General features: G+C 28.0%; 30 protein-coding genes and 2 pseudogenes. 26 read left to right on the top strand and 6 right to left on the bottom strand.

Annotated elements, in window-relative coordinates; genetic code table 11:
- The first annotated feature begins 14 nt into the window (after positions 1 to 14).
- The 5 genes and pseudogenes from A500_RS16330 to scpB all read left to right on the top strand — a co-directional run bounded on the left by A500_RS16330 (position 15) and on the right by scpB (position 4,787).
- Positions 15 to 1,318 (top strand): annotated as a pseudogene (locus A500_RS16330) (pyrimidine-nucleoside phosphorylase).
- A gap of 91 nt (positions 1,319 to 1,409) precedes the next feature.
- Positions 1,410 to 2,630 (top strand): D-alanyl-D-alanine carboxypeptidase family protein, encoded by a 1,221-nt coding sequence (locus tag A500_RS16335; protein WP_016208673.1) that lies wholly within the window; start codon positions 1,410 to 1,412, stop codon positions 2,628 to 2,630.
- 186 nt (positions 2,631 to 2,816) lie between these two features.
- A complete protein-coding gene (locus tag A500_RS16340) occupies positions 2,817 to 3,332 on the top strand; it encodes an NUDIX hydrolase (protein ID WP_016208674.1) in 516 nt (171 codons plus the stop codon).
- Positions 3,333 to 3,440: 108 nt separating this feature from the next.
- Positions 3,441 to 4,186, top strand: a pseudogene (locus tag A500_RS16345) (segregation/condensation protein A).
- Positions 4,179 to 4,787: an SMC-Scp complex subunit ScpB gene (gene scpB, locus A500_RS16350; protein ID WP_016208675.1), complete on the top strand. Its 609-nt coding sequence runs from the start codon at positions 4,179 to 4,181 to the stop codon at positions 4,785 to 4,787. Before A500_RS16345 ends, scpB begins: the two are co-directional and overlap by 8 nt.
- Before the next feature lie 183 nt (positions 4,788 to 4,970).
- On the opposite strand, the gene ytfJ is transcribed toward scpB, so the two are convergent.
- Both ytfJ and A500_RS21455 read right to left on the bottom strand, forming a co-directional pair.
- On the bottom strand, positions 4,971 to 5,453 hold the full coding sequence (ytfJ, locus tag A500_RS16355; RefSeq protein ID WP_016208676.1) for a GerW family sporulation protein: 483 nt from the start codon (positions 5,451 to 5,453) through the stop codon (positions 4,971 to 4,973).
- A gap of 9 nt (positions 5,454 to 5,462) precedes the next feature.
- Positions 5,463 to 5,804 (bottom strand): DUF2953 domain-containing protein, encoded by a 342-nt coding sequence (locus A500_RS21455; RefSeq protein WP_083935714.1) that lies wholly within the window; start codon positions 5,802 to 5,804, stop codon positions 5,463 to 5,465.
- A gap of 506 nt (positions 5,805 to 6,310) precedes the next feature.
- Between A500_RS21455 and A500_RS21940 the strand changes: the two genes are divergently transcribed.
- Together A500_RS21940 and A500_RS16375 are read left to right on the top strand one after the other, a co-directional pair.
- The gene (locus A500_RS21940) at positions 6,311 to 7,360 is read left to right on the top strand and encodes a D-alanyl-D-alanine carboxypeptidase family protein (protein WP_479723491.1); all 1,050 of its coding nucleotides are present in this window, start codon (positions 6,311 to 6,313) and stop codon (positions 7,358 to 7,360) included.
- Between the two features lie 180 nt (positions 7,361 to 7,540).
- The gene (locus A500_RS16375) at positions 7,541 to 8,506 is read left to right on the top strand and encodes a sulfide/dihydroorotate dehydrogenase-like FAD/NAD-binding protein (protein WP_016208680.1); all 966 of its coding nucleotides are present in this window, start codon (positions 7,541 to 7,543) and stop codon (positions 8,504 to 8,506) included.
- Here A500_RS16375 and A500_RS19715 read toward each other — a convergent pair.
- From A500_RS19715 to A500_RS16390, 4 genes are all read right to left on the bottom strand, one after another.
- Complete coding sequence (locus A500_RS19715) at positions 8,482 to 8,883, bottom strand: hypothetical protein (RefSeq protein WP_016208681.1); 402 nt, start codon at positions 8,881 to 8,883, stop codon at positions 8,482 to 8,484. The two genes, A500_RS16375 and A500_RS19715, sit on opposite strands and share 25 nt — an antisense overlap.
- Positions 8,884 to 8,985: 102 nt before the next feature.
- Positions 8,986 to 10,056, bottom strand: coding sequence for a recombinase family protein (locus tag A500_RS16380; RefSeq protein WP_016208682.1), 1,071 nt, complete (start codon positions 10,054 to 10,056; stop codon positions 8,986 to 8,988).
- Positions 10,057 to 10,145: 89 nt separating this feature from the next.
- Entirely contained in the window at positions 10,146 to 10,613 is a 468-nt protein-coding gene (locus A500_RS16385; RefSeq protein WP_016208683.1) for an ImmA/IrrE family metallo-endopeptidase, read from the bottom strand.
- A gap of 28 nt (positions 10,614 to 10,641) precedes the next feature.
- On the bottom strand, positions 10,642 to 11,109 hold the full coding sequence (locus A500_RS16390; RefSeq protein WP_016208684.1) for a helix-turn-helix domain-containing protein: 468 nt from the start codon (positions 11,107 to 11,109) through the stop codon (positions 10,642 to 10,644).
- A 355-nt stretch (positions 11,110 to 11,464) separates the two neighbouring features.
- On the opposite strand from A500_RS16390, the gene A500_RS20105 reads away from it, so the two are divergent.
- The 19 genes from A500_RS20105 (at position 11,465) to A500_RS16460 (ending at position 26,536) form a co-directional block, all read left to right on the top strand.
- Positions 11,465 to 11,611, top strand: coding sequence for a helix-turn-helix transcriptional regulator (locus A500_RS20105; RefSeq protein ID WP_016208685.1), 147 nt, complete (start codon positions 11,465 to 11,467; stop codon positions 11,609 to 11,611).
- Positions 11,612 to 11,898: 287 nt separating this feature from the next.
- On the top strand, positions 11,899 to 12,063 hold the full coding sequence (locus A500_RS20540) for a hypothetical protein (protein ID WP_157453686.1): 165 nt from the start codon (positions 11,899 to 11,901) through the stop codon (positions 12,061 to 12,063).
- A gap of 82 nt (positions 12,064 to 12,145) precedes the next feature.
- Positions 12,146 to 12,418 (top strand): hypothetical protein, encoded by a 273-nt coding sequence (locus A500_RS16395; RefSeq protein WP_016208686.1) that lies wholly within the window; start codon positions 12,146 to 12,148, stop codon positions 12,416 to 12,418.
- 21 nt (positions 12,419 to 12,439) lie between these two features.
- Entirely contained in the window at positions 12,440 to 13,486 is a 1,047-nt protein-coding gene (locus A500_RS16400) for a YqaJ viral recombinase family nuclease (protein ID WP_016208687.1), read from the top strand.
- 17 nt (positions 13,487 to 13,503) lie between these two features.
- Positions 13,504 to 14,370 (top strand): recombinase RecT, encoded by an 867-nt coding sequence (locus A500_RS16405; protein ID WP_016208688.1) that lies wholly within the window; start codon positions 13,504 to 13,506, stop codon positions 14,368 to 14,370.
- Positions 14,371 to 14,705: 335 nt separating this feature from the next.
- On the top strand, positions 14,706 to 15,560 hold the full coding sequence (locus tag A500_RS16410) for a DnaD domain protein (protein ID WP_016208689.1): 855 nt from the start codon (positions 14,706 to 14,708) through the stop codon (positions 15,558 to 15,560).
- A complete protein-coding gene (locus A500_RS16415) occupies positions 15,487 to 16,311 on the top strand; it encodes an ATP-binding protein (RefSeq protein ID WP_040437051.1) in 825 nt (274 codons plus the stop codon). Before A500_RS16410 ends, A500_RS16415 begins: the two co-directional genes overlap by 74 nt.
- A gap of 14 nt (positions 16,312 to 16,325) precedes the next feature.
- Positions 16,326 to 17,120, top strand: a complete 795-nt coding sequence (locus tag A500_RS16420) for a phage antirepressor (RefSeq protein ID WP_016208691.1) — start codon at positions 16,326 to 16,328, stop codon at positions 17,118 to 17,120.
- Positions 17,104 to 17,493, top strand: a complete 390-nt coding sequence (locus tag A500_RS16425) for a hypothetical protein (protein ID WP_016208692.1) — start codon at positions 17,104 to 17,106, stop codon at positions 17,491 to 17,493. The genes A500_RS16420 and A500_RS16425 overlap by 17 nt, the downstream gene beginning before the upstream one ends.
- 367 nt (positions 17,494 to 17,860) lie before the next feature.
- The gene (locus A500_RS21775) at positions 17,861 to 17,986 is read left to right on the top strand and encodes a hypothetical protein (RefSeq protein WP_278245133.1); all 126 of its coding nucleotides are present in this window, start codon (positions 17,861 to 17,863) and stop codon (positions 17,984 to 17,986) included.
- Between the two features lie 378 nt (positions 17,987 to 18,364).
- A complete protein-coding gene (locus A500_RS16430; RefSeq protein WP_016208693.1) occupies positions 18,365 to 21,154 on the top strand; it encodes an ATP-dependent helicase in 2,790 nt (929 codons plus the stop codon).
- 307 nt (positions 21,155 to 21,461) lie between these two features.
- Positions 21,462 to 21,584: a hypothetical protein gene (locus A500_RS21780; RefSeq protein ID WP_278245134.1), complete on the top strand. Its 123-nt coding sequence runs from the start codon at positions 21,462 to 21,464 to the stop codon at positions 21,582 to 21,584.
- Positions 21,585 to 22,192: 608 nt separating this feature from the next.
- Complete coding sequence (locus A500_RS20545; RefSeq protein ID WP_157453687.1) at positions 22,193 to 22,336, top strand: hypothetical protein; 144 nt, start codon at positions 22,193 to 22,195, stop codon at positions 22,334 to 22,336.
- Between the two features lie 71 nt (positions 22,337 to 22,407).
- Complete coding sequence (locus A500_RS16435) at positions 22,408 to 23,028, top strand: hypothetical protein (protein WP_016208694.1); 621 nt, start codon at positions 22,408 to 22,410, stop codon at positions 23,026 to 23,028.
- 89 nt (positions 23,029 to 23,117) lie between these two features.
- The gene (locus tag A500_RS16440; protein WP_016208695.1) at positions 23,118 to 23,321 is read left to right on the top strand and encodes a hypothetical protein; all 204 of its coding nucleotides are present in this window, start codon (positions 23,118 to 23,120) and stop codon (positions 23,319 to 23,321) included.
- 161 nt (positions 23,322 to 23,482) lie between these two features.
- Positions 23,483 to 24,442: a tetratricopeptide repeat protein gene (locus tag A500_RS16445; RefSeq protein ID WP_016208696.1), complete on the top strand. Its 960-nt coding sequence runs from the start codon at positions 23,483 to 23,485 to the stop codon at positions 24,440 to 24,442.
- Between the two features lie 269 nt (positions 24,443 to 24,711).
- Positions 24,712 to 25,482: a hypothetical protein gene (locus A500_RS16450; protein WP_016208697.1), complete on the top strand. Its 771-nt coding sequence runs from the start codon at positions 24,712 to 24,714 to the stop codon at positions 25,480 to 25,482.
- A 70-nt stretch (positions 25,483 to 25,552) separates the two neighbouring features.
- Positions 25,553 to 25,747, top strand: coding sequence for a hypothetical protein (locus tag A500_RS16455; RefSeq protein WP_016208698.1), 195 nt, complete (start codon positions 25,553 to 25,555; stop codon positions 25,745 to 25,747).
- A 51-nt stretch (positions 25,748 to 25,798) separates the two neighbouring features.
- Complete coding sequence (locus A500_RS16460) at positions 25,799 to 26,536, top strand: hypothetical protein (RefSeq protein ID WP_016208699.1); 738 nt, start codon at positions 25,799 to 25,801, stop codon at positions 26,534 to 26,536.
- Positions 26,537 to 26,920: the final 384 nt, after the last annotated feature.

Here is a 26,920-nt window from a genome sequence, read left to right on the forward strand (position 1 = left end):
AGGATTACATCCTTATGAGAATGTATGATATTATATTAAAAAAAAGAAAAGGCTTAGAATTATCTAAAGAAGAAATAGATTTTTTGTAAAGGGATTTACAAATGGAGAAGTGCCAGATTATCAGGCTTCAGCATTACTTATGTCAATATTTTTTAATAAGATGAATAAAAGAGAAACAGCTGACCTTACTATGGCCATGGTTAATTCAGGAGATAAAATTGACTTATCTTCAATAAATGGAGTAAAGGTAGATAAACATTCTACTGGTGGTGTTGGAGATAAGACTAGTATTTGTTTAACACCTTTAGTTGCATCTCTTGGAGTTCCAGTTGCTAAGATGTCTGGTAGAGGTTTGGGGCATACAGGTGGAACTATTGATAAATTAGAAGCTTTTGATGGATTTTCAGTTGAACTTTCTGAAGAAACATTTATAAATAACTCTAATACAATAGGAATAGCTTTAACTGGTCAAACAGGAAATATTGCTCCAGCAGATAAAAAAATATATGCCCTTAGGGATGTTACAGCAACAGTAGATAATATGTCATTAATAGCATCAAGCATAATGAGTAAAAAAATCGCATCAGGAGCAGATGCTATAGTTTTAGATGTAAAAGTTGGAGATGGAGCATTTATGAAAACCCCAGAAGATGCAAAGGCTTTAGCTAGAGAAATGGTAGACATAGGAACTTCAGTAGGAAGAAAAACAATAGGTGTAATTTCTGATATGGATCAACCTTTAGGATATTCAATAGGAAATTCGCTTGAAGTTATAGAAGCTATAGAATTATTAAAGGGAAATGGCCCTAAAGATTTAGTAGAGTTAACACTAGCTTTAGGTAGTTATATGCTTGTTTGTGGAAATAAAGCAAGTAATTTTGAAGAAGGAAAAGCATTATTGCTAGAAAATATAAATAATGGTAAGGGATTAGAAAAGCTTAAAGAATTTGTTAAGGCTCAAGGTGGAGATGCAAGTTTTGTAGATGATACTAGTAAATTTCCTAAAGCAAAATATATAGTCCCTGTAAAAGCTAATGAAAGTGGTATAATTTCAAAAATAAATGCCGAAGCTTTTGGATTAATTGCAATGGAACTTGGAGCAGGAAGAGAGACAAAAGAAAGCACAATAGATTTATCTGTAGGTATAGTTTTAAACAAAAAAAGAAGTGAAGAAGTAAATGAGGGGGATATACTAGCTTATATTCATAGTAATGATGAATATAAAGCAGAAAAGGCAAAGAAAGATATATTAAATAATATTATTATATCTAAATCTTTAGATAAAGACATTCCTCTAATATATGATGTAGTACAATAAATAAAAACATAAATATGATAAGAAGAAATTAGTTCTTTTTATCATATTTTTATTTTTATTGGTAATAATAAGCTTGAAGGGAGGCAATATAATGTACAAAAAAACTATAAATAAAATTGTTGCAATTGTTTTAAGCTTATTATCTATAGCTGCAATTCCGGTTAAAGCAGATGTAGAACCATATGATACTTCAACAGAAACTTATGAAGAATGGACTATGGAGGTTTTTAGTGATGAAGGAATAACAGTAGATGCAAGATCTGCATTACTAATAGAACCAACAAGCGGAAAAATCCTTTATGAAAAAAATATCGATGAAAAATTTGCACCAGCTTCTGTTACCAAAATAATGACTATGCTTTTAACCATGGAAGCTGTAGATAGCAACAAGATATCATTACAAGATAAAGTAACATGTAGTGAAAATGCAAAGAAAATGGGTGGAAGCACAATGCTTCTAGATACAGGTGAAGTAAGAACTGTCGAAGAACTTTTAAAAGGAGTTGCAATTGCATCTGGAAATGATGCAGCAGTAGCCTTAGCTGAATATTTAGGAGGCACAGAAGAAGCTTTCGTAGGAATGATGAATAAAAGAGCTCAAGAGTTAGGAATGACTAACACAACTTTTAAAAATAGTAATGGATTGCCTATAGAAGGTCATTTATCAACTGCAAGAGATATTTCAATTATGTCAATGGAGCTTTTAAAACATCCAACAATTTTAAAATATTCAGGAATATATATGGAAACAATATCTGAAGGCAGAAAATCTCCAATAGAATTAGTTAACCATAACAAGCTTGTAAGATTCTTTGAAGGTTGTGATGGACTAAAAACAGGTTATACTGAAGAAGCCAAATATTGTATTTCAGCTACTGCAAATAGAAATGGTGTAAGAATGTTATCTGTTATTATGGGAGCACCAACATATAAAGTAAGAAATAGAGATGCGGGAATGTTATTAAATTATGGATTCTCCAAATTTGAAGGCAAGAAGATTTTTGCTAAAGATGAAGACGTAGAAAATATTTATTTAAGTAAGCAAACAGATAAATTCTTAATAGCAAAAGCAAAAGATGACTTAGTTGCAATTGTGCCAAAGGGAACAAATGCTGAATTAGAAAAGAAAATAGTAATAGATGAGGTTAAAAAAGAATATAAACAAGGTGAAATCGTAGGTAAGTGTGAAATTTATTTAGGAGAAGAAAAAATTGGCGAAATAGAGTTATATTCTGATAGAGATATTAAACTAGGTGGATTATTCGAAAACTTCAAGTTTAATATGAAGAATATGTTTAAAAAAGGAATATAGTAAAAAATAGTTATACCTTCAAATACATATAAAATATTGGATATTAAGTATAGATGATACTTATATCCAATATTTTATTTTTTATGCTTAATTATTGTAAGGGTTATGTTTAGTATATTATAATTTATCACATAAGAAATAAAACTTGAAATAAATATTAAGTTATAGTTTATAAGGAGAATTATCATGGAATTATGGGATATATACGATAAAAATAGGCTTCTAACAGGTAGAACTATAGAAAGAGGGAATAAATTAAAAAAAGGTGATTTTCATCTTGTGGTTCATGTTTGTATTTTTAATTCAAAAAATGAAATGCTTATTCAACAACGTCAACCATGGAAAGAAGGCTGGCCTAATATGTGGGATATAACTGTAGGCGGAAGTGCTTTAGCTGGAGAAGATAGCATAGAAGCTGCTGAAAGGGAAACACTTGAAGAAATAGGATATAAAATTAATTTATCAAATGAGAGACCATTTTTCACAATAAATTTTGAGGTTGGTTTTGATGATTATTATCTTGTTGAAAAGGAAATAGATATTGAAAGTTTAACCTTACAATATGAAGAAGTTAAGGCAGTTAAATGGGCAAGTAGAGAAGAAGTTTTACAATTAATTGAAGAAGGAAAATTTATTAATTATTGGTTTAGCAATAATCTTTTTGATATGAGAAAACAAAGAGGCTCTTTTAATAAAATATAACTTTCCATTTTACTTGATATCAGTACTTTAAAAAAGGTTGTCCTTTACTATTAAAATTGATATTATATACTGGAAGGAATATAGAGTTATTAAAGGAAGCTGATGTTTATGGAAATGCCAAAAGTAAAAGTAGCAAATTTCGAAGGGCCTTTTGATTTATTGTTACATTTAATAAAAAAAAATGAAATGGATATATATAATGTAGAAATATATAAAATTACAACTCAGTACTTAAAATATTTAGATGAAATGAAGATTATGGATTTAGATATAACTTCTGAATTTATAGTTGTTGCAGCTACACTTATAGAAATAAAATCTAAAAAGCTTTTACCTAATACAAAAGTGGTAGAAGAAAACGAAGAAGATATTGAAAAAAACCTTATGGAAAAGCTTATAGAATATAAAAAAATTAAAGGAGCAGCTTTATTTTTTAGAGAAAAGTACATAAATTCTGGAGATATATATACAAAAAAGCCAGAAATAATTGAAGAAACTAAACAAAATAAAAAAGATGAAGATATTCTTAAAAACATTACATTAATAGATTTGTATAATATCTACAATAAATTAATAGATAATTTTTTTAAGAAGCAAAATAAAGAAAATATAATACAAAGAAAATATATATAGATAAATATAAAGTTGAAGATAAGATGGAAGAGTTATTAAGTAACATTGAAATAAAAAAGATTATTAAATTTAGGGATATAATAAATGAAAGTGAATGTAAATTAGAGGTAGTAGTAACATTTTTAGCTTTATTAGAACTAATAAAACTTAGGATGATAAAAGTATATCAAGATCAAAACTTTAATGATATCCTAATGGAGAGGAGAAAAATAAATGAGTAAATTTGAAATTGCTCAATATGAGTTTGAAGAGATTTCATCAAAACCAAAGATTAAATCTGCAATTGAAGCATTGCTTTTTGTAAGTGGAGATCCTTTAACTGTAAAAGATTTAAGTAATTCTCTAGAAGTCTCACCAAAGTTTGTTGCTAATTTATTGAATGAAATGGTTTTAGAATATGAAGATGAAAAAAGAGGAATTAAATTAATATCTATAAATGGAGAATATCAATTAGTAACTAAAGCTGAAAATAGTGATTATATTCAAAAGTTACTAAGAAAGAATAAAAGACAATCATTATCACAAGCTTCTTTAGAAAGCTTAGCTATTATTGCATATAAACAGCCTATCACTAGAGTAGATATAGATGAAATAAGAGGAGTAAAATCTGAAAGTGCTCTTCAAAGATTATTAGAAAAAGATTTAATAAAAGAAGTTGGAAGATTAGAAGTTCCAGGAAGACCTATATTATTTGGAACTACTGAAGAATTTTTAAGACAATTTGGATTAAAAGAATTAAAGGAATTACCTTCATTAGATTTATATTCAGATGGTGAAGAAGCTGCTATAGACGCTATTAATGATGTAATTAAAGATTTATAAGATACAGGACTGTCGCATAGACAGCCCAATTAAGAATTAATAATTAAAAATGGATAATTATTGATGTAATTTATTCCAAATTACTAAAAATAATTTAGTTTTGAAAACTCCTAAAGGAGTTTTTTTATTAATTTTTCATCCTTAATTTTTAATTTTCGACAGAGCTCCATATCTTATAAATTTCTAAAACAAGCTATTTGAAGAAGAATCAGTATCATCACATAAATCAGGATTACATGTTTTATCTTCAACATTAACTTTAGAATCTTTATTTTTCTTCTTATCGCTGTTAAAAGCACCTTTTATCATATCAAGAATTTGAGGTACAGAGTCAACAATTCTATCATATGTATTATCTTGATCAACAGGAAGAATCCTTACAGCATCATCTCTAAGAACTAAAAATGCTACAGGCTTAACTGTAACACCAGCACCAGAGCCACCACCAAAAGGATAATTTGCAGTATTTTCAGGTGATATTTTACATTGATTCCCAAATTCACTTCCTCCAGATGCAAATCCAAAGGTTACTTTTGATATAGGTATAATATAGCTACCATCTCGTGTTTCCACTGCATCACCAATAACTGTATTTACATCTATCATATCTCTCAGATTTTCCATGGTACTTCTCATTAAATTTTCAACAGGATGTTCATTTGACATATTATCTCCCTATTCGGGAGCCACCTCCTTAATTTCAAAAGATTTAGATATTAAATATAAGATATATATAATATTAGCAATATTAAAGTAAAATATACTAGTTATTCCAAAAGATATAATATTGGTGTTGAATTTAGGAGTAATACCAAGTTTTATATCTTTAACTATAAAAACCTTATCTAAAATTAATCTTAATAAGGTAGGAATATTATTCATTAATCCATAAAGTATTGCACAATAAGCTGCATCTTCAATTCCAAAATTTAAATGCCCTTTTATTTTTAATAAGGGCTTAAATTTATTACAAGAAATATTATTGTATAGCTTTTTTATAGAAATTTTCTTTACTATTTTTTTTTCTTAATATGCCAGGAGTTAGAAGAGTTTTTATCTTTATATTTCTTTGTAGTTTCTTTTTTGAAATCTAATTTATTTCTGTAAACAAGCTTTTTAAGTAATTTATTTTCAATACCTTTATTTGAAGAAAATATATTTGAATTAAATAATTTTAAATTAAATACATTATTGTTAAAACTTATTTCAATCTTTAGAGGAATAGGAAAAACAAAAAGTAAAATTAAAAATATAAAAAATAATATTAAAGGCATATCTTCACTCTTTTCTACAGTATTCTAATAATTTCCATAAGTAAAAATAAAAAAATAACAAAAATATGTTTAAAAAATAACTTTTAGAACAAACTACTCATAGATGGTTAGTATAGAAGGTGATAACATGAAAATTATAAAAAAGTTATTTTTACTATTTTATTAGTATTATTGACAACAGTATGTAATGTTTATACAGCAGAAGCATTTATTGAAGATGATATAGATATGGATGATGAAACAGTAGAAATGCTTGATGAGGATTTTATTGATATAGATGGAAATAAAGTTGATAAAAAGTTACCATTAAGAGTATCTGCAAGAAATGCCATAGCTATAGATGGGAAAAGTATGGAAGTTTTATGGGGACAAAAAGGTTATGAAATAGTTCCAATGGCAAGCACTACTAAGATATTGACATCCCTTATAGCAATAAATTATGGAGATTTAGATAGAAAAGTAACCATCAGTAAAAATGCTTCATCTATTAGGGGTTCAACAGTAGGCTATAAAGCTGGAGAAGAAGTAACAATGCGAGAGCTATTATTTGGGCTTATGTTTAGATCTGGAAATGATGCTGCAATAGCAATAGCAGAAGATATAGGGGGCTCTATAGATAATTTTTCTAATATAATGAATGATTTTGCAAGAAGTTTAGGAATAATAGATTCTCATTTTGAATCACCACATGGTTTAGATAGTGCAAAACATTATTCTTCAGCATATGATTTAGCAATTTTAACAGCTAAAGGCATGGAATCTGATATATTTAGAGAAATAGTAGGGGAAAAGGTTATATATAAAGATAAATATAATTTTACAAGAGATTATCAAAACATAAATAAAATATTATATAGAATACCAGGTGCTAATGGGGTAAAAACTGGTTATACAGGAGGGGCAGGCAAATGCTTAGTTTCATCTGTAAATTATAATGATAGAAATATTATAATAGTAGTACTAAATTGTCCAGATAGATGGAATGTAACTGAAAAAATATTTAATTATGTAACTAGCTGCAACACTTTTATGGATATATCCAATAAAGAAATTTTAGAAAAAGAAAATTTAGCAGGACTTGGAAAAATCATTGAAGAAGAAGATATAACTTATGGCTATAAAGAAAAAGACATAGTAGAAGTGGAAGTTTTTAATAGATATTCTGATGTAGAAAGTGGAGATATTCTTGGAAAAATATCTATTAAAGAAGAAGAGTATGAGAAAGATAAATTTCCATTAATAAGTAATATAAATATGAGTAAAGAAGAGTTTGAAAATATAATATTTAGTAAGGAGTAGAAGAATTTTTTTCTACTCCTTTAGTGCTTTTAAAAATATAAGATTTCTAGATACTTTAAAAATGATAAAAATACATATCTTTAAGGGAGATTTTACACTATATCAAAATATAGTGTAACAAAATGAATAATAGAAAATAATCTATTATTATGTAAGAAATCTAATGGGGAGATTAAAAATATGAAAGAAACTGTAGATTGTATAGATTCAGGGACAGAGTTTTGCCCGTGCCATCTTGCTGAGTCCAACGAATGTATCCTTTGTTCTCAATTACAGGGTAGTTGTTTTTGTGATTGTCTAAATTGGAATGGAGTGTGCATATATCATGAATTTATTAATAATGGATCTAAGGCAAAGGAAGGAAGAAAGACATATAATTGTTTAGTTGAAAAGAAAGTTTTATATCAATCAGATGTTTTATTAATTAAATTTAAAGTTCCACATAAGCTTGCAATAGATCTAGTTAAACCAGGAAGCTTTATTTTTATAAGAACCAATGAAAATATTTATTTTGATGTACCTATCTCTATTTTAGAGTCTAATATAGAAACAAATATAGTAACTATAATGATAGAAATAAGAGGAATTAAAACAAAGAAATTATTAGATATAAAAGAAGGTGGAGAAATAACAATTAGAGGGCCATATTGGAATGGAGTATTTGGCTTAAAAAATCTAGATAAGCAAATTAATAAAAATGTGCTAGTTATAGCAAGAGGAATAGGAATGGCTCCTATGATGCCAGTAATAAGAAAGTTATCATTAAATAATAATAATGTAAATTTAATATTAGATAAAGCTCCTTATAGTGATAATTATGTTAAAGAATTTTTAGCAGAATATGATTTAAATATTATAGAAGAATCAGTATTAGATAAGGGAGAGTTAACTGATGAAGTTAAGGTAATTATAAAATCTTATATAAAAGAAAAAAATGTAGGATATATTCATATAGCAGGAGCAGATATATTAACAGTTAAGATGATAGAGTATTTAAATAGTATAGGTGGGGAAGATATTAAGCTATCTTGCTGCAATAATATAAAAATGTGCTGTGGGGAAGGGGTATGTGCGCACTGTACTAGATTGCGAAATATTAGCATACTTTTCCAACAGTGCGTCTATTTTTTTTTAGATAGCTTGTAGACTATGTTTAGGTCTCCTGTATCTTCATCCCATACAACTTTTTCTAGCACAGAAGCTAGGAGTTTTCTTTTTTCATCTATTGTGGATCCATTGAATAGATATTTGAAGTTATCTAGTTTTTGAAGAATACTTTCTAATTCATAGTGTTCTATTGAGTCATTAACTTCTTCTTCTAATTCAGTATTCAATTCCTTCTTTAATTTAGAAACTTCTTCTTTGTACTCTTGTATTTGTGATAATATTAATCTTGATATTTCTATATCGTCAGTTAAGGAAAGTTTTTGAAGTAGTCGTTTTATTTTAAGCTCAACTGCTTTGAAGGTTTTTTTCCATGTCTTTTCTATTATCTGATATATGTTTTTTATGTTTACTTGCAATCTCAATTAGTTGATGAAGCAATTCATTTTTGTTATAGGCACATAGTGCATCTATTACTAATTCTTCAGTTAAAGAACCATTTAAATTTTTAACTGTACAATTTACCCCAAAGGATTTTGATTTGTTGGAACAAACGTAGTAGAAAGGTCTTTCTTTTTTGTTTTAGCACCAGTATATTTAACTATCATATTAGCACCACATTTACCGCATTTTAAGAGTCTTGTTAATATTGCAGTATTTGATATGCTAGGATTAGATCTAGGACTTAAATTTGATGTTAGGATTTCTTGGACCTTTAACCAATCAGAGCCTTCAATAATGCCTTTATGGATTGATACAGCTGCTATTTTCTCATTAGTCTCCTGGGAGTACCTCATTATTCCATTACCATTAGCAACACCAAATACAGAATAGCCAATAGACTTTAAATAATCTAGTACTTCAGGTGTGGATTTTACATAAGCAGGATTTTGAAGAATAGAACTAACACCTGATTTTTCAAGTTCACCACCTAATTTTCCGCTTATATTATTTTTAATACAAAATCTTGATACCTCATTTAATGTTTTGCATTCAAGATATTTATTAAATATCAAATTTACTTTTTTAAGTTCCTCTTCATTTTCTACAAATCTACTTAAACTCTTTTCCTTAAGATTTTCATCAATATAAGTTTCGCGTACTGCATCAAAACCAAGTGGGGGAGTACCTCCAAGCCATCTGCCTGTTTTAGAAAGCTCAATCATATTATCACGAACTCTTTCAGCTATGGTTTCTCTTTCAAGCTGTGCAAATACTGAAGCTATATGAATCATTGCTCTTCCCATTGGGGTACTTGTATCAAACTGTTCCTTTATAGAAATAAAATCTACATTATATTTTTGTAATAACTCTAAAGTAGTAGAGAAGTCAGCTACATTACGAGATATTCTATCAAGCCTATAGCAAACTAGTGAATTGATTTTCTTGGCTTTGACATCAGCTAATAATTTTTGGAACTGTGGTCTTTGAGTATTTTTACCTGAAAAGCCTTCATCTTCATAAATTATAAAATTAACATCAGCATTAGCAGTCATACGTAAATAGTAGTCTTTGCATAAATCAATTTGATTTTCTATACTATCTCCAGTAGATGTATATACTGATTTTCTAGAATAGATTGCTATATTCAATAAATTCACCTCCAAATTCATTTAGGCAACAAAAGTTGCCTATAATATATCTATGCTACATAAGTAATTAAATTATTCAATTTAATAAACTAGCTAAAAATTTCTTTTGGAAACTTAAGCTTTAATATATATTCAGGAACATTATATATAGCAGCTACTTGATTTAATGTATAATCACTATACTGAGTATAGTCATCATCAATTAATAGCTCAGAAGCGAAGGTATTTGCCTCAGTTTCTATAATATTTGTTTTATCAAATATATTATTTGCTAGACATAGATAATTTTCATTAGGATGTAATATAGCATGTCCTAATTCGTGAGCTAGTACATAGGTTTTAAAGCCTTCTTTTAGTTTATTATTTATATGGATTATTTTAATTTTACCAGCTTTTTGATAGAATCCATTAATATTACCTAAATCATGAAAAATAATACCAATACCAAGATTCTTTATTATTTCTAAAGGATCTCTAGTTTTATGTTTTTTAATTAATTTAGTTACTTGTTTTTTAATAAGCTCATCCTTCGTATAAATACCCTTTATTTTCCCCATAAAATTCCCCTAAAGATATTTACTTCCTTTAGTCCTTTCTATATTTCTTAGGTGTATGTTTAAGCTTATTTTGCATCTTTGCATATTCTAATCCAGCTTTTATTGCCTGAATTATAAATTGCATATCTTCCTCATCAACTACATTACCGCTTAATAATAATCCATCTTGTGTTTCAAGTTCAGCAATAGTAGCAGCAAGTTTTTTTTCTATGTCTTTTTCATCTTTTTTATTTAAAGATGTATTAAGGCCTTTAGATTGTCCATCTTGTGTAATATCTCTAGTATCAGTTAGTCCATTTAAATAATCAATAGAACAGTTAAAATATTTAGAGCATCTAAGTAGAAATTCTCTAGATGGCTTACGTAAATTATTTTCAAATCTACTTAATGATGATTTTGTAACCTCAAGTAGGGGAGCTAACTCATCTAAAGTCATATTTTTTTCATTTCTAAGTAATCGTAACCTTTTGCCAAATATAGAATTTACATCTTCCATTTTATTCACCTCACATATGCATTTAATGATATTAACATCTCTATTATAATAACTTACCCAAAATTAATATTTATAAAAGGTAAAAGTAAAAAATAGAGTGAAAATAGATAAATTCATACTTTGAAAAATATTTCATTGTATATATAATACTACAAAGTTGACTGTAAGGAAATATATTTATATAAAAATATATAAATATTTCCAATTATTCTAATGTAAGAAGAAAGTGATATTAATTTTTAGAAAATTCTTAAAATAGTTATTTACAACTTAAGTTTATTATAATATAATTAAATTAATAAGTTGACAACAAGGTAACAAAAGGGTGATTTTAGAATTATGAAAGGAGATAAATATGCCATATATTGAATTGAAAGTTTTAAGATGTAGGAACAAATTAAGTCAAGGAGATATAGCTAAAAAGCTAGATATTACAACGGCTTCATACAATAAAAAGGAAAACGGAAAGCAAGCCTTTTCTTTGCTTGAAGCAAAAAAATAGCAGCTATTTTTAATTTATCAATTGAGGAAATTTTTTTTGCAAAATAAGTTGACTATTGGACAACAAGAGATCAAACAAACATCAAACAAAAAAACTAAAGCATTTAAATTTGAAAAGAAATATAGCTTAATAAAGTTGAAAAGCAAAAATTTTTTGACAATTAGTTGACTTGAGGGCAACTAATAAATAATGATAATGCAATTATTAATTTCAGAATATCAAGTTAGTAGTAACAAGATATTAGATGATGAATAGTATATAAGAAAAGTTTTTAGGATGGGGATGCAATGAAACCCTTAAGAGCAGTAAATGTTAATGCACCAGATAAAGAGTTTTTAGAGGAGTTTCATAAAATTCTAGCTAAAAGCATAGTTAGAAGATTAGGTGAAGAGAATTCTAGAAAGTTAGTGGAACTTGCAACAGAAGGGGATAAAATAGCAGCAAATACATAAGAGGAATAGGCTATATAGCCTAAGGCAATAAGAAAAAATGCATATAGTATCTATTTTATTTTATGAAGGAGATCAAAAATAAATGCAAACATTAAAAAATTTTACAATAGCTTGCAAGGTAAAGGATTTAAAGAAAGAACTTAAAAAAGTATTAGAGAGGAGTGTTTTTATGAGCAATTTTAGTTTACCTGATTTAAGTTATGACTATTATTATCAGTTTGATGATGAAAAGGAAATAGGTATTTGTGATCATTGTCATGACAGTATTACAAGTAATCATGATGCATATAAGTTTGAGGATGATTTGATTCATAGCGATTGTCTTTATGATTATATGCAAAAGTTTAAAATTTAAAGGATTATAGGAGGTAAGATTTTGGAGAGTTTAAATTATCAGAATAATGAAAATATACAAGGGTGGATTTTTGAAAAAAGAAGAAGTATTAAGGATGGAATAAAGTATTGCAGAAAGTTCTATGGCTTAGATTGTGATATTTTACTTAAGACAACGGATTTGGACCATGAGGAATGGCTTAAGGCTAGAAAGACTGGAATATCAGGAACTGATGTTGGAGCAATAGCAGGAATAAGTAAATATAAATCACCTATGGGTGTTTACTTAGAGAAAACAACAGATGAAATAACACAGGTGGAAAATGAAAAAATGTATTTTGGAAAGGTTATGGAGTCAGTAGTCGCTAAGGAATTTGCCCTTAGAAATCCTGGATTTAAAATAAGCAAAGTTAATGCAGTATTAAAACATAAAGACTATGAATTTGCCATTGGTAACATTGACAGGCTAATTAGAAATGAAAATGGTGAGAAGGGCATATTAGAGGTTAAAACAGTATCAGAGTATATGAAGGGCTATTGGAGTGATGATGAAGTACCTTTTGAGTACATGGTCCAATTACAATGGTATATGTTTATCTCAGGAACTAACTTTGGATATTTCGCAGCACTTATTGGTGGAAATACATTTATTCAAAAGTATGTTGAAAGGGATGAAGAGCTTATAGCAATGCTTAAAGATATATCTATGGACTTTTGGGAAAATAACATTTTGAAAAAAGAAGCACCTGCAGTTGATGGAAGTGAAGCTACCACAGAAATATTAAAGACTATGTATCCAGAAAGCAATGAATTAGAAATAGAGCTAGAAAGTGATGCACTTGAGCTTATTAACAAAAGAGGTATCTTAAAGGATGAGATTAAATCATTAGAAGCAGAAGTAGCAGAATGTGAAAATAAACTAAAGGATCTTCTAAAAGATAATGAAGTTGGAGTAATAGAAGATAGAAAGGTTATATGGAAGAGTTATACAAGAACTAGCCTAAATTCAAAATCATTTAAGGAAGAAGAACCAGAGCTTTATAAAAAGTATTCCAAAGTATCAAATTATAGAAAATTTGAAATTAAATAAAGAAAGGTGATGACAATATGACAATGCAAAATGTTGCAAGTACAGAAAGTGTAAAGAAAGCTATTAAAAGTAAAGGAGAAGAAAAGATACTAAATAAAGAAAATAATTTTCAAGTAGTAATAAGCAATCAGCTTAAAAATCAGTTTAAGGCAATATCCACATTAGTTCCAAAGCATATTACACCAGAAAGGCTTTGCAGAATTGGATTAAATGCAGTGTCTAGAAATCCTAAGCTTATGGAGTGTCATCCAGCGAGCATTGTTGGATCAATAGTTAATTGTGCCACATTAGGACTAGAGCCTAACCTCCTAGGCCATGCCTATATAGTACCTTTTTACAATAATAAAACTGAACAAATGGAAGCTCAATTTCAAATAGGCTATAAAGGAGCATTAGATTTAATTAGAAGAACAGGCCAAGTGAGTACAATATCAGCTCATGAAGTCTATGAAGGTGATAAGTTTGAGTATGCTTATGGGTTAGAGGAAAAGCTTATTCATATACCATCTGGGGAAGATAAGGAAGATAAGATAACTCACTTTTATGCATGTTATAAGCTTAAAGATGGTGGAACTGGATTTATAGTAATGACTAAAAATCAAATAGATCAACATAGAGATAAATTCACAAAGTCAAAAAATAAACAAGGAGGAGTATTTGGACCATGGAATGAGCATTATGTATCTATGGGGTTAAAGACCGTATTATTAAGGCTTATAAAGTATATGCCAATATCTATAGAGCAAGAACAGGTGCAGCAAGTGATGGAAGGTTTAAATAAAGACAATACTGTTATTACAGTAAAGGATCCAGGTGAAAATTTAGGCTTTGGAGAAGCTTTTATAGATAGTGAATATGTAGTTAATAAAGGAAATGAAGAATAAAAAAGACACCTTTCCAAAGGAAACTCAACGCCTGGTAGCAGTTGAGTAAGTTCGAAGAGCTAAATCAAAGATTTAGATTCTCACTTAAGGTGCCTTAGATAAATAAAATTGTTTGAAGATAGGTGCTTCTGCAAAAGGTAGCTATCACATAAGAATTATAAAACAAAGTTAGATGAAACTCAACTCATATGCAGTTGAGTTAATTAGAAGACTTAAAATGTCCAAGTATATAAATTAAAAAAGTTAATTAAGGAAGCTCAACTTCTCTGTCGTTGAGTAAGTTTGAAGAACTAAATCAAGGATTTAGATTATCACTTAAATAGAGGTAAATAGATATGGCTATTTTTAGAACAGTAAAAAATAAAAACTATTCAATAATGCATAATGGATTTTTAACTGATAACAGGTTAAGTATGAAGGCTAAAGGGTTACTAGCATATTTTTTAAGTAAGCCTGATGATTGGGAATTTTATAGCAATGAAATAACTAAAAACTGTAGGGATGGAAAAGATAGTATAGCCACAGGTATTAAGGAGCTTGTAAATGTTGGATATATAGAAAGGTTTTATAAAAGAAATGAAAATGGAAGGTTTGAAGGTGGCTATGAATACTTAGTATATGAAACAACATCACATAAGGAAAAGTTTTTCATTGAGGAAAGTACAGAAGCGGAAAAGTCCAAAGTGGAAAATACAGTTTCGGAATTAACCAAAATGGATTTTGCCAATTCGGAGAATCCGCCCCTACTAAATACTGAATATATACTAAGTACTGAATATAAACTAAATACTAAAACACCACCACCAACTGAATATAAACTAAATACTGATAGTCATGAAAAAAATAATAATATAGGTACAAATAAAATTAATAAAGAAGAGTGGTGGAGGAGTAGTAATAAAGATATATATGAATTTTATATAAATAATGGCTTTGGAAAAATAAACAGTGTAATAATAGATGTCTTAGATCACAATATAAAAAAATACTCAAAAGAAGCTATTAAGATAGCTATGATAGAAGCAATTAAAAATAATAAATATACATTAAGCTATGTTGAGGGGATATTAAATAAAAGTAAGGGAAAATTTAGAGGTAAAAAAGGGGAGTTTAAAATTGGAGATAGTACATCAAGTGATGAAGGACACATTAGAGAAGAAGGATATATCCTTGACATTGATGACTTGTAAAACTTGTGGAGATAATATTGAAAAATTAGTTCAGCTCTTTGGGAAAACAATTAAAGTTAATATTATATGCAGCTGCAGAAAGAAAGAGCTAGAAGAAAAGCATAAAGCAATAGAAAAAGAAGAAAAGAATCAAAGGCTTAAAACCATTAAGAAAAACTCACTAATGGAAAAAAGCTTTTATAATAAAACCTTTGAAAATTGGGATTTTGAAAAAGGTGATAGAAAGCTTTATAACTTAGGAATTAAATATATTGAGAACTTTAAAGAGATAAAAGAAGAGGGACTAGGCTTATTAATAACAGGTGGAGTAGGGAATGGGAAAAGCTATTTATCCTTTGCTATTGCAAATGGACTTTTAAAAAAAGGTGTGCCAGTAGTTTGTATTAGCATAAATGGATTACTAGAAAGAATAAAAGAAACTTATTCAACCTGGGGAAAAGAAGGCGAATGGGAAATAATAAAACTTCTAGGAAATGCAGATCTTTTAGTAATAGACGATTTAGGAACAGAACAAAATACTGAATGGAGCATATCAAAAATTTACACCATCATAGATAGTAGATATAGAAATAAACTGCCAACAGTAGTTACAACAAACTATCCAGTCGACATATTAAAAGATAGGTATGGAGAAAGAACAGTGGACAGGCTGATAGAAATGTGTACAACCATTGAAAGTAAAGGAAACAGCATTAGAAAAATCAATGCATTAGAAAATAGAGATAACCTAAGAAATTTACTTAAGGAATAGAGAGGTGTATGGGTATGGAAAAGAATTTAACAGTAATTATGGAAAGAGCAGTACTTGGGAAGAATTTTAAAATCTATGGTACTTATGAAAACCCATTGTTTTTGGCAAAGGATGTTGCTACATGGATTGATTATTCTATTAGTAATGTTAGTAAGTTAGTAAATGTAGTAGATGAAGAAGAAAAGGTTCGTAACATTATTACTACCCCTGGAGGTAATCAAGAAACATGGTTTTTAACAGAGGATGGATTATATGAAGTATTGATGCAAAGTAGAAAACCTATAGCTAAAGCATTTAAAAAAGAAGTTAAGTTGATACTTAAAGATATAAGAAAAAATGGTATGTATGTAAATTCAAAGCTTTTAGATGATATGTTAGAAAATCCAGAGTTTTCAATAACTATGCTACAAAAATTAAAGGTAGAAAAAGAAAATCAAAAAACATTAACTAAAGCTATAGAAGAGCAAAAGCCAAAGGTTGTATTTGCAGATGCAGTTACAATATCATCATCTACTATTCTAGTTGGTGAACTTGCAAAGCTTATTAAACAAAACGGAGTGGATATTGGTCAAAATAGACTATTTCAATGGCTTAGAGATAATGGATATTTAATCAAGAAAAAAGGTGTTGATTATAATATGCCAACTCAAAGAGCCATGGAGCTTGAATTATTTAAAGTTAAAGAAATAATTATAACTAAAAATAATGGCCAAAATGAAATAAGCAAAACTACAAAGGTAACAGGCAAAGGACAAATATATTTTATAAATAAGTTTATTATTGGAGGTTCTTATGGATACAGCAATTAATATAAATAGTCCAGTTTTTAAATGTTTACTAAATGATATAGATGAAGAAATAAAAAGATGCTTAGGCCATGTAATAGGAAATAGCTTTGAAGGGGCAGAAATTAATGTAAAGCTAATTATAGATATTCCTGAAACAGAAAGGGAAGTTCCTATGGTTGATGAAGATGGAGAAATTACATGTAGAATATATAAATATAGAAAACCAAATATACAACATAAAGTAACATCAACACTAAAGAAACAGTACAAGCGTCAAGGGTGCTATACAGAAAATAAAGCAGTTGTAGAAAGGGATGGAGAATATTTAGCAGTAGCTATAGAAGAAGAGGAACCACTATTGTTAGTAGGAGATAAAAATTTTATTGTTGACTAAGATTTAATCACTAAGTTAAATGAAAATGTTGCAAGAATTAAATTAAGAAAGAAGCCCCAATATGATAGAATATTAAAAGTTGAGCCTGGTAATAATCTAGAATTAGATGAAACAGTATAAAAAGTTTAAACACTAGAGGGACAAGCCACTACCATAGGCTCTTAGTGGCCCAAGCTCATATTGGGATATTCTTTGTCAATAAAAAAATTTATTTAAAAGAATATTCAGAGTTTTATCTAAGAGCATTTATTCCGCTATGTCTATGAGGCTTGCCCGAGTGGACAGAAGCAAATATACATCTAAAGGTTAAATAACAAGAAAATGTCCTTTGATAAATATCAAAGGTGGGCCCCTTTAGGGAGTTCAAATGCAGAAACATGATAATAATAGTTTAGTGGCAATAAAATATTTGGCTTTAAATTCTTATTTAGATGGAACAGCTGTAGCTAGTACACCTAAATGTGAATTTAAAGGTAGCACATATAAGATATAAATGAAAAGAAAACAATGAAAGACCTATGCCAGCACCTTGTGCGCTAGTATAGGTTTTTCTTTGTGATAAGTATGAATCATTTATAGTTATATAGAGCACTGCACCCTGTCGGGTACCCAAATAAAGTACTAGTATTATGCTTAGAGATACTTGCGGCATAAAGGGTTCGATTTTGAGAAACCTCTATGCTGCTAGTAGAGCTAGCTAATGACCTGTCCTTTTTTTGTGACAGTTAAGGTGCAAAGTGGTTGGTTGTATATTTTTGGTAAATATAATAAAATAGAATTAAAATTATAGAATGGAGTATAAAAATTCTAAAGGTAAATGAATTTATTAAATCATAAAGTATATTCTTACATAGATATTAAGGAGGCAATTATGGAGTTTGAAGTCTTAAAGGACCTTAATGATGAGCAAAAGGAAGCTGTAACATCAACGGAAGGGTATGTACGTGTGATAGCAGGGGCTGGTAGCGGTAAAACAAAAGCATTAACAAGTAGATATATATATCTTGTAAAAGAGTTAGGGATTTCAACAGCTAACATTTTATGTGTAACCTTCACAAATAAAGCGGCAAAAGAAATGAAAAAACGTATACGTAATATTATTGGAGATAATGACACAGGTTTGATTTGTACATTTCATAGTTTTTGTAGACAACTATTAAGGGAAGATATTCATGTAATAAATTATCCAAGTAATTTTATTGTAATGGATACAGAAGATATGAGTTCAGTATTGAAAATTGTGTACGAACAAGCAAATATAACTTCAAGACAATATACTTTTTCTAATTCTAAAGATATGATAGGTATAAGAAAAGGAAGGATGGAGCACATACCATATATACTAGAGATGGATAGTAATGTATTAAAACAAAAATTCATATCTTCAGAAAACATTGATGATAAAATATTTTTTGGGTATCTGTATCAACAAAGAAAAAGCTTTAATTTAGATTTCAATGATTTAATTACGATTGCATTATATATATTAAATACTTTTCAAGAGAAACGAGAAAAGTGGCAAAAAAGATTAGAGTATGTTATGGTAGATGAATTTCAAGATGTTAGTTCATCACAATATGTAATTGCAAGCTTACTAAGTGAGTATCATAAAAACTTATTCGTTGTTGGGGATCCAGATCAAACTATTTATTCATGGAGAGGGGCATGTATTGAATTTATATTAAATTTTGATAAGCAATTTTCAAATGTTAAAACAATAATAATGAACACAAATTATCGCTCTAGTGAAAATATTTTAAACGCATCGAATTCTTTAATAAATAAAAATGAAAAGAGAATAAAGAAGGAATTAAGAGCTATTAAAAAATCTAAAATTCCAGTAATTTATAATCACTCTAAAACAATATATGATGAAGCAAGATGGATTAGTAATCAAATAAAAGAAATTATAAAATCAGGAAATAAATATAATGATGTATGTATATTGTATAGAGCTCATTATGTATCTAGAAGTATTGAAGAAATATTAATAAAAGAAAAAATGCCGTATGTTTTATATAGTGGAGTAGGATTTTATGAGAGAAAGGAAATAAAAGACGTACTAAGTTATTTAAGGATGATCGTATTTGAAGATGATTTATCATTAATTCGTATAATTAATGAGCCAAAGAGGAATTTTGGAAAGAAGCGAATGGAAATAATCCGAACATATTCTGAAAAAAATAATTGCTCATTATTTAATGCTTTAAAGTACAATATTGAAGATAAACTTATTTTAAAAAGTAAAGTAAGTGAATTTGTCGATTTAGTAGAAAAATATCAAAAAATATATAAAGAGATGACAATAACAGATCTATTAACAGCAGTATTGAATGATAGCGGGTATGAAGCTATGTTGAGACAGAGTGGAGAAGATGAGCGTCTAGATAATCTAGCGGAGTTAAAGAGTTCTATTGTAGATTATGAAAGTAGTGCTGGAGAAGAGACATCTTTAGAAGATTATTTACAAGAAATTGCTTTATATTCAAATTCTGATATGAAGGAAGAGCAAGATAAAATAAAAATGATGACTATTCATACTGCAAAAGGATTAGAGTTTCCATATGTATTTATTTGTGGTTTAAATGAGGGAATATTTCCAAGTCAAAGAGCAAATACACAAGATAAGTTAGAAGAAGAACGTAGATTGGCTTATGTTGGATATACACGCGCTGAAAATGCATTGTTTTTAAGTGAATCTGAAGGTTTTAACTATGATGGTTCATGTCGCTATCCATCAAGATTTATTTTCAATACTGATAAGAGATATTTAAATTATACTGTTAAGTTAGATAAAAACTTAATAGAGGATGCGAATGATTTCATTAATATTACCGAAAAAAAATTAAAAGGAACTAACGATATAAAATTTAAAATTGGAGATAAGATAATTCATAATATATTTGGGGTAGGTACTATAAAAGAGATTAATAGTGAAAATCTATTGTACATTATTAAATTTGATAAGACTACAACTAATAGAAGTATTAGATTTTCAGCAAAATTGTCAGAGGATAACAATAATATTAATTCTAATTTTATTTCGAATAATGATGACTCAAAAATAAGAGCAGAGCAAGAGAAAGAAAGAAGAGAGAAAGAAGAAAAAATAAGAGCTGAGCAAGAGGAAGTAAGGAGAAAGAAAGAAGATAAAATAAGAGCAGAACAAGAGGAAGCAAGGAGAATAGAAGAAGATAGATTAATGGCAATACTAGAAGCTGTGAAAAGCATAAAAGAAGAGAATTTAAGAGCGGAACAAGAGAAGGTAAGGAGAGAGAAAGAAGAAAAAATAAGAGCGGAGCAAGAGGAAGCAAGGAGAAGGAAAGAAGAAAAAATAAGAGCAGAAGAAGAGAAAGTAAGGAGAATAGAAGAAGATAGATTAATGGCAATACTAGAAGCTGTGAAAAGCATAAAAGAAGAAAAATTAAGAGCTGAACAGGAGGAAGTAAGGAGAAGAGAAGAAGAAGATGAAGTTAAAAGACTTGATGAAAAGAGATTAAAAATAGAACAAGAAAAAAAAGAGATAGTAAATGCTATTAGAAAACATGAAGAAATAATTAATAAAAATAAGTATACCTTTTTTGGAAAAGGTGTAAGAATGAAAAAACACTCAAAAGAGCAAATTATTATATTGAAAACTAAATTAAATATGTTTAAATAACTATAGCAAACTAAGTGGGGTAAGAAGTTCGTGGGATAAACATTTTTAGGTACAAGCAATATGTTAAATTGAAGTTTATTGGTGCAGTGGTGCTACAGAAGAAAAGAGATTATCCATCGTAAGTTGCTACTATCCTTTTTTGTGACAGTTAATATGCCAGAAAATGAAATTGTAGTTATATTATTAAATAGATAATTAATGGTAATAATCCAACTAATAAGATTGAAAGAGGCAAGAAAAAAGGAAAAAGGAAATCAGAATATCGGTCTATAAAATACTTTAAAAATAATGATGGTGAGAATTAATTATGGAGAGGGAATATTTTATATCAGTTCCTTTAAATCAAGATAGTATTGAAGAATGTAATTATTGGCAACAAAATTCTAAAAACATAAAGGTTTATACGTTAAAAGAAAAAGAGTTTGATTAAATATATGAGACTGGAATATTTGACTATATAAACAATAAATGCGATATTTTAATTGATGTTTATGAATCAGAAGAAGTTAAAGGTGATAATTTAAATAAAGCATTAAAAATTGCAAAAGATAGAGAATGTGAAGTATTAATACAAGCTTTAGAATTAGCAATAGAAAAGAATACATTAGTTGGATTAGACTTTTAATGAGCACTTACTTAGATAAAGAGTAGGTGCTTTTATTATGTTTAAAATTAAGGAGGAATAAATGAGCTAAACAATTATAAAAGAAGAACCAACACAAAGGAAAAAGTTAGATAGTAAATTCGAAAGCAAACTTCACCTAGTAGCACCTCTGGGTGTCCAATGTTTGCTTAGTGCAAGTACTAGCTAATGCTCTGACCTTTTTTTGGTGACAGTTAAAGTGCTCTTAAATTAAAAGAGAAAATTAAAACCTTTTATTAGGAAAATTGTTACAATATGATATAATTGTTTGGTATATGAGAGTTAACTATTGGTAGTATATATAATAAATAGTATTTAAAATACTATGATTTTATAAAGAAACGTAACTTGTTATTGTTTACACTTATAACACTTCATTTAAAGGAGGATGAGTTTTGGAGAATAAAAGCAAGAGAAAAATTTATAATGGGTTGTTAAAATCAAAAGCTATAGTTAAAACTGCTGCTGGTGGAGCATTAAGTTTAGTTGATCCAACAGGTGTTTTGGCAGAAGGGCAAAAAAAGGTATTGACGTTTTAATTAATAAAATTGCAAATGAATTTGATACACGAAAGTTAACAGAACTTGAAAGTGATAGAGTAAAAGAGGTTATGGTTTCTGCTATTGAAAAGATAGAAAAAAATCTTTTAGAAGGAAAAGTTATACGTGATGATAATTTCTTTTATGACGAATTTAATGATATAAGTGATGGCGAGGAAATTTTTGAGGCGATAATAATTTCATCACAAAGAGAAGCACAAAAAATGAAACTAAAATTTTATGGTAATTTACTTGCTAATATGGGATTTTGCAAGGAACTTAGCAGTGATGAGGCTATACAGATTATAAGTTTTGCAGAAAGATTAAGTTATAGGCAATGTTTATTATTGACTGCTATATTTATTAATACTGCGCAATATCGTGTATCCGGAAAGGCTAGTTTTTTGGCTAATAAGTTCATAACCGATGGTATGGAAAAAAATATACCATTTGATAGGATTTCTTTATATCAAGATGTTTTAGAGCTATATAGAATGGGATTGGTTTTTGAAGTAAATGGAAATCTACTATTAACTATTGGACAGGTTAATTTACATTCAATTATAGTTGGTGGAATAGGAGATAAAATAGTTACATTAATGGAATTAGATAGGGTAATGGATAATGAATATACAGAGAATCATATTAATGATTTTATTAAATTACTGACTGTTATAAAGAATGAAAATTAAAAAATTAGTCTGAGAAATGAAAACTAAAGTGATATTAATAATTAGTTTATTTTACAAAAGGTATATATAAATTAAATGGAGATGAGATTATGGATGTTTTAGGTTTTGTAATTAGTGTATTTAGTGGAGTTGTTGGAAATAGCGTATATAATTTTATTACGGAAGAGGATATTGAGTTAAAATTAACAAGAATATATCATTTGGTTGAGAATTTGTTTTGTGAAAAATATGGAAATAAATATGGAGATTATTCAAATAGCTTTCTGCTAGGCAAGAGAATATTCATTATATAATTAACTCATTTAATTATAATGAAAAAGATTTATTAGATGGTAATGGATTTAACACAAATTCTATTGAGGGTGAAATTGAAATAGCCAATAAGGAGGATATTGATTGGTTTATAGAGAGATTAAAAAAGGAGATAAAAAATGATAGGGAGCTAGAAAGGTTATTGCAAGAAAAAGAACATATTATAGAACAAAAAAATATTCATAAAGATATAACACATATGCATATGAACCTTGAAGAAAAAATTAATCAATTAATTGCTTCTCAACAAAATGATTTAGATATTAATTATAATGAAATAATTGAAATATATGAAGAGAAGGATCATAATGAGCAGGAATTTAGATTAATTACATGGTTAAATAAAAATAAGGGCCATAAGGAAGGTGTTATATTAAAAGCTTATATTGCCTATGATAGAGAAGAATGGAGTTTGGCATATAAGTTATATAAATATGTGGTTGATATATATAGTGAAGAGTTTGAATTTAATAATACATTAGGATTAATATATGAAAAATTAGGTGATTATAAAAAAGCAGAAGAGAAGTATATTTTGCTTTTAAATCATGATTACAATAACTTATTTGGATTATTCAACTTGGGAAATTTATATTATAAAGTATATAGTAATGTTAAAAAAGCGTTATATTATTTATTAAGAGCTAAAGATATAGAACCAGAGGATAGTGAAATTTTAAATAATATTGGTGTTATTTATAAAGAATTAGGAGATTATGAATTAGCAAAGGAATATTTTGAATTAGGAATGAAATATTCATCTAATAATCCATTGCCATTTTTAAATATGGGCGAGTTATATATGGATGTGCTTAATAAATATGATGATGCAATTATTTGTTTTAAACAATACCTGAAGTTTCCAGCTAAACAAAAAGATAAGATTTATAATGTGCTTGGGTTAATTTATGGAAGCGTTGTATATAAAGATAGAGATAAAGCAATAGACTATTTTAATGAAGCTTTAAAAATTAATCCTTACTTAAAAGAAGCTAAAATTAATTTAGAGATTATAAAAGGTAGTGATTTGTATTTCGATAATTTGCTGACATTTTCAGGGGATAGAGAAATAGACTTATTGAAACAAGGATATGTTCAATAATAAAGATGACTTATATTTAAGTTATTGTACAAAGCATTTTCACATGGAAGTTTCTTCAGCAAATGTATATTGAAAAGATTAAGAAAAAGAAAAATAAAAGAGTTTTATCAGGAGATATAAAACCTACTGAGTGTATGAAATTATTAGGTATAACAAGACCTACGTAGTATAGATATAGAAAAGAATATGAAGATATATATAAGTGGGTATTTTAAATAGAGGATATTGCCAAATTCTGTAGAATTAGTTCTATGGAAGGAGGTGATCACATGGAAAAAGATATATTTAATAAAAAGGAAATTATTAGAGCAAGGAGAGATATCCAAGGATGCATGGAAGATATTCTGAATAATTTTGGAAGAACTATGTACCATGTTAATATAAAAAGGTTTATTAATTTAATAGAATTTAATAGAGTCCTAAAGTTTTTAACAGCTCCTTTCTATGATTTAGATACAAATAATATTGAAGAAGATGATGATGGCTGGATAGAGTTAAATATTTCAGATTCTATAGACTATCAAATTGCGTATGTATTTAAAAAGTTTAAGTATTTTTCAAGTGTTGATGACCAGCTAGTGGAGTATAACTTTTTATATGATGTGTTTAGAAATACTTCAAGCTATGAAAATGTAGAAATATGGAATAATGAAGTTGTTAAACCTTGTTTTAGAGAAATTTTATTTAGAATAGATGATTTAATTGAAGATCTTCCAAAAGAAGAGGAGGTAAATGCTAAATATATGAGTATAATAAATATTGGAAGTATAAGTAATGCCAACGGAAATTTAGCTATAGGTGATAAAAATATACAAAACAATAATTCAGTAGATTTATTTGAGGATATTATTAGACTAATTAATGAAAATATTAATGATGACTATGAGAAAGAAGAGGCTTTAAGGATAGCAAATGAACTTAAAGATAATCAGAATAAAGGCAGCTTTAAAGATATTGTTCCAAAGTTTATAGCAGCAACAGCGAAATATGGACCTATTTTTTTAGGAATGTGGCAAACATTACAAAATATTTGTGATTAATGAAGGAACTCTCAATAATGAGGGTTCTTTTTATATAGGAGGAATTATGATTGTATTATACTAGTTTTAAATGAAAAGGTGTGGTAAAGAAATTATATTATTAACAGAACCACTAAATAGCACATTGAAGGATGGTAAATATATATCATGTTCTCATTGTGGTAGTAAAAATTTATTTAAAGAAACTGAAACTGATGATCTTAGGGAATGTATGAAAGCTAGAAGATATAAAAGAGATTCTAGGGGTTGTATTGAACAGTATTAAAAGGAAATTTATTAATCTTGTAGAATATTAATTCTATGGGAGGGATTGGTTGTGGATGAGAAGTTAAATAATTTAATAATAAAATTCGGAGATGAAAAATGGATAGATAAGTTGTATTCAGGTGAAATTTTTATGCAACCATTAAAATCTTATATAGATTTAGAGAGAGAAGAAAAGAGGAAGGGACAAGGAGATAAAAATGAAGCATCATTAAGAAGTAAATTAATTGACTATAAATTTTCTTGTGAAAACTCTAGTGAGCAAATGGATTTATTTCTTAATTTATTAAATAATGGAGAAGATGCTACTTTTACATTTAGATACAAAGATGATGAAAGGTATTTAACTTCTTGTTTTTATAAGGTAGATGCTGAAAGATTTGTTTTTATTGGTGAAGAAGATGATAAAAAATATTATCAATATAATTTTACTAATGAAGAGAAAGAAATTTTTAGTTCTTGGGGTAATAGTGCTTTGATTATTAATAGTAAAGTATTTTTTAATGCTATAAAGACTTGTTTATCAAATATAGACAGTAGATTAGGTAAGGTGAATTATTATTGTGAAGATAACTTACCTGAAGAAGCACTTTTAGATTACCAACAAAAGAAAGTAAGTAGATTGTTTTGGAAAGATGAATTTTTTAAACATCAAAATGAATATAGATTTGTAATTGCTGAAAAATCAGATAAAGGAAAAGTTGTTGCAAATTTAGGTAGCCTTAAAGAAATATCTATGAAATATAATTCTTCTCAATTAGTAACAGATGGATTTATTTATATAGTATAATTAAGAGGAGATGATAAAGCATGAATATACTATTTGAATTTCCTAGTGATGAAGCTCGTAATAAATGGCTGCTTTATCACTACTTAAAAAACTCTAAAAATTTGTTTGGTTACCATAGGTAGTATGGAAATTAGAACAAATAAGTTTAGAGTTTTTTACAAGATATATATCTACAAAAAGAAGATAATACTGCAACTCCTATTAGAGAGTATGAACCCAAAAAAAAGTATATTTTGAGTGTAGCGATAAAAAAGTTGGCTTTAAATTCTTATTTAGGTGGAACAGCTGTAGCTAGTCCTCCTAAATGTGAATTTTAAGCCAGCACATCTAAAATATAAATGAAAAGAAAACAATGAAAGACCTATGCCAGCACCTTGTGTGATA

The organism is Clostridium sartagoforme AAU1 (assembly GCF_000401215.1).
Taxonomy (GTDB): domain Bacteria; phylum Bacillota; class Clostridia; order Clostridiales; family Clostridiaceae; genus Clostridium; species Clostridium sartagoforme.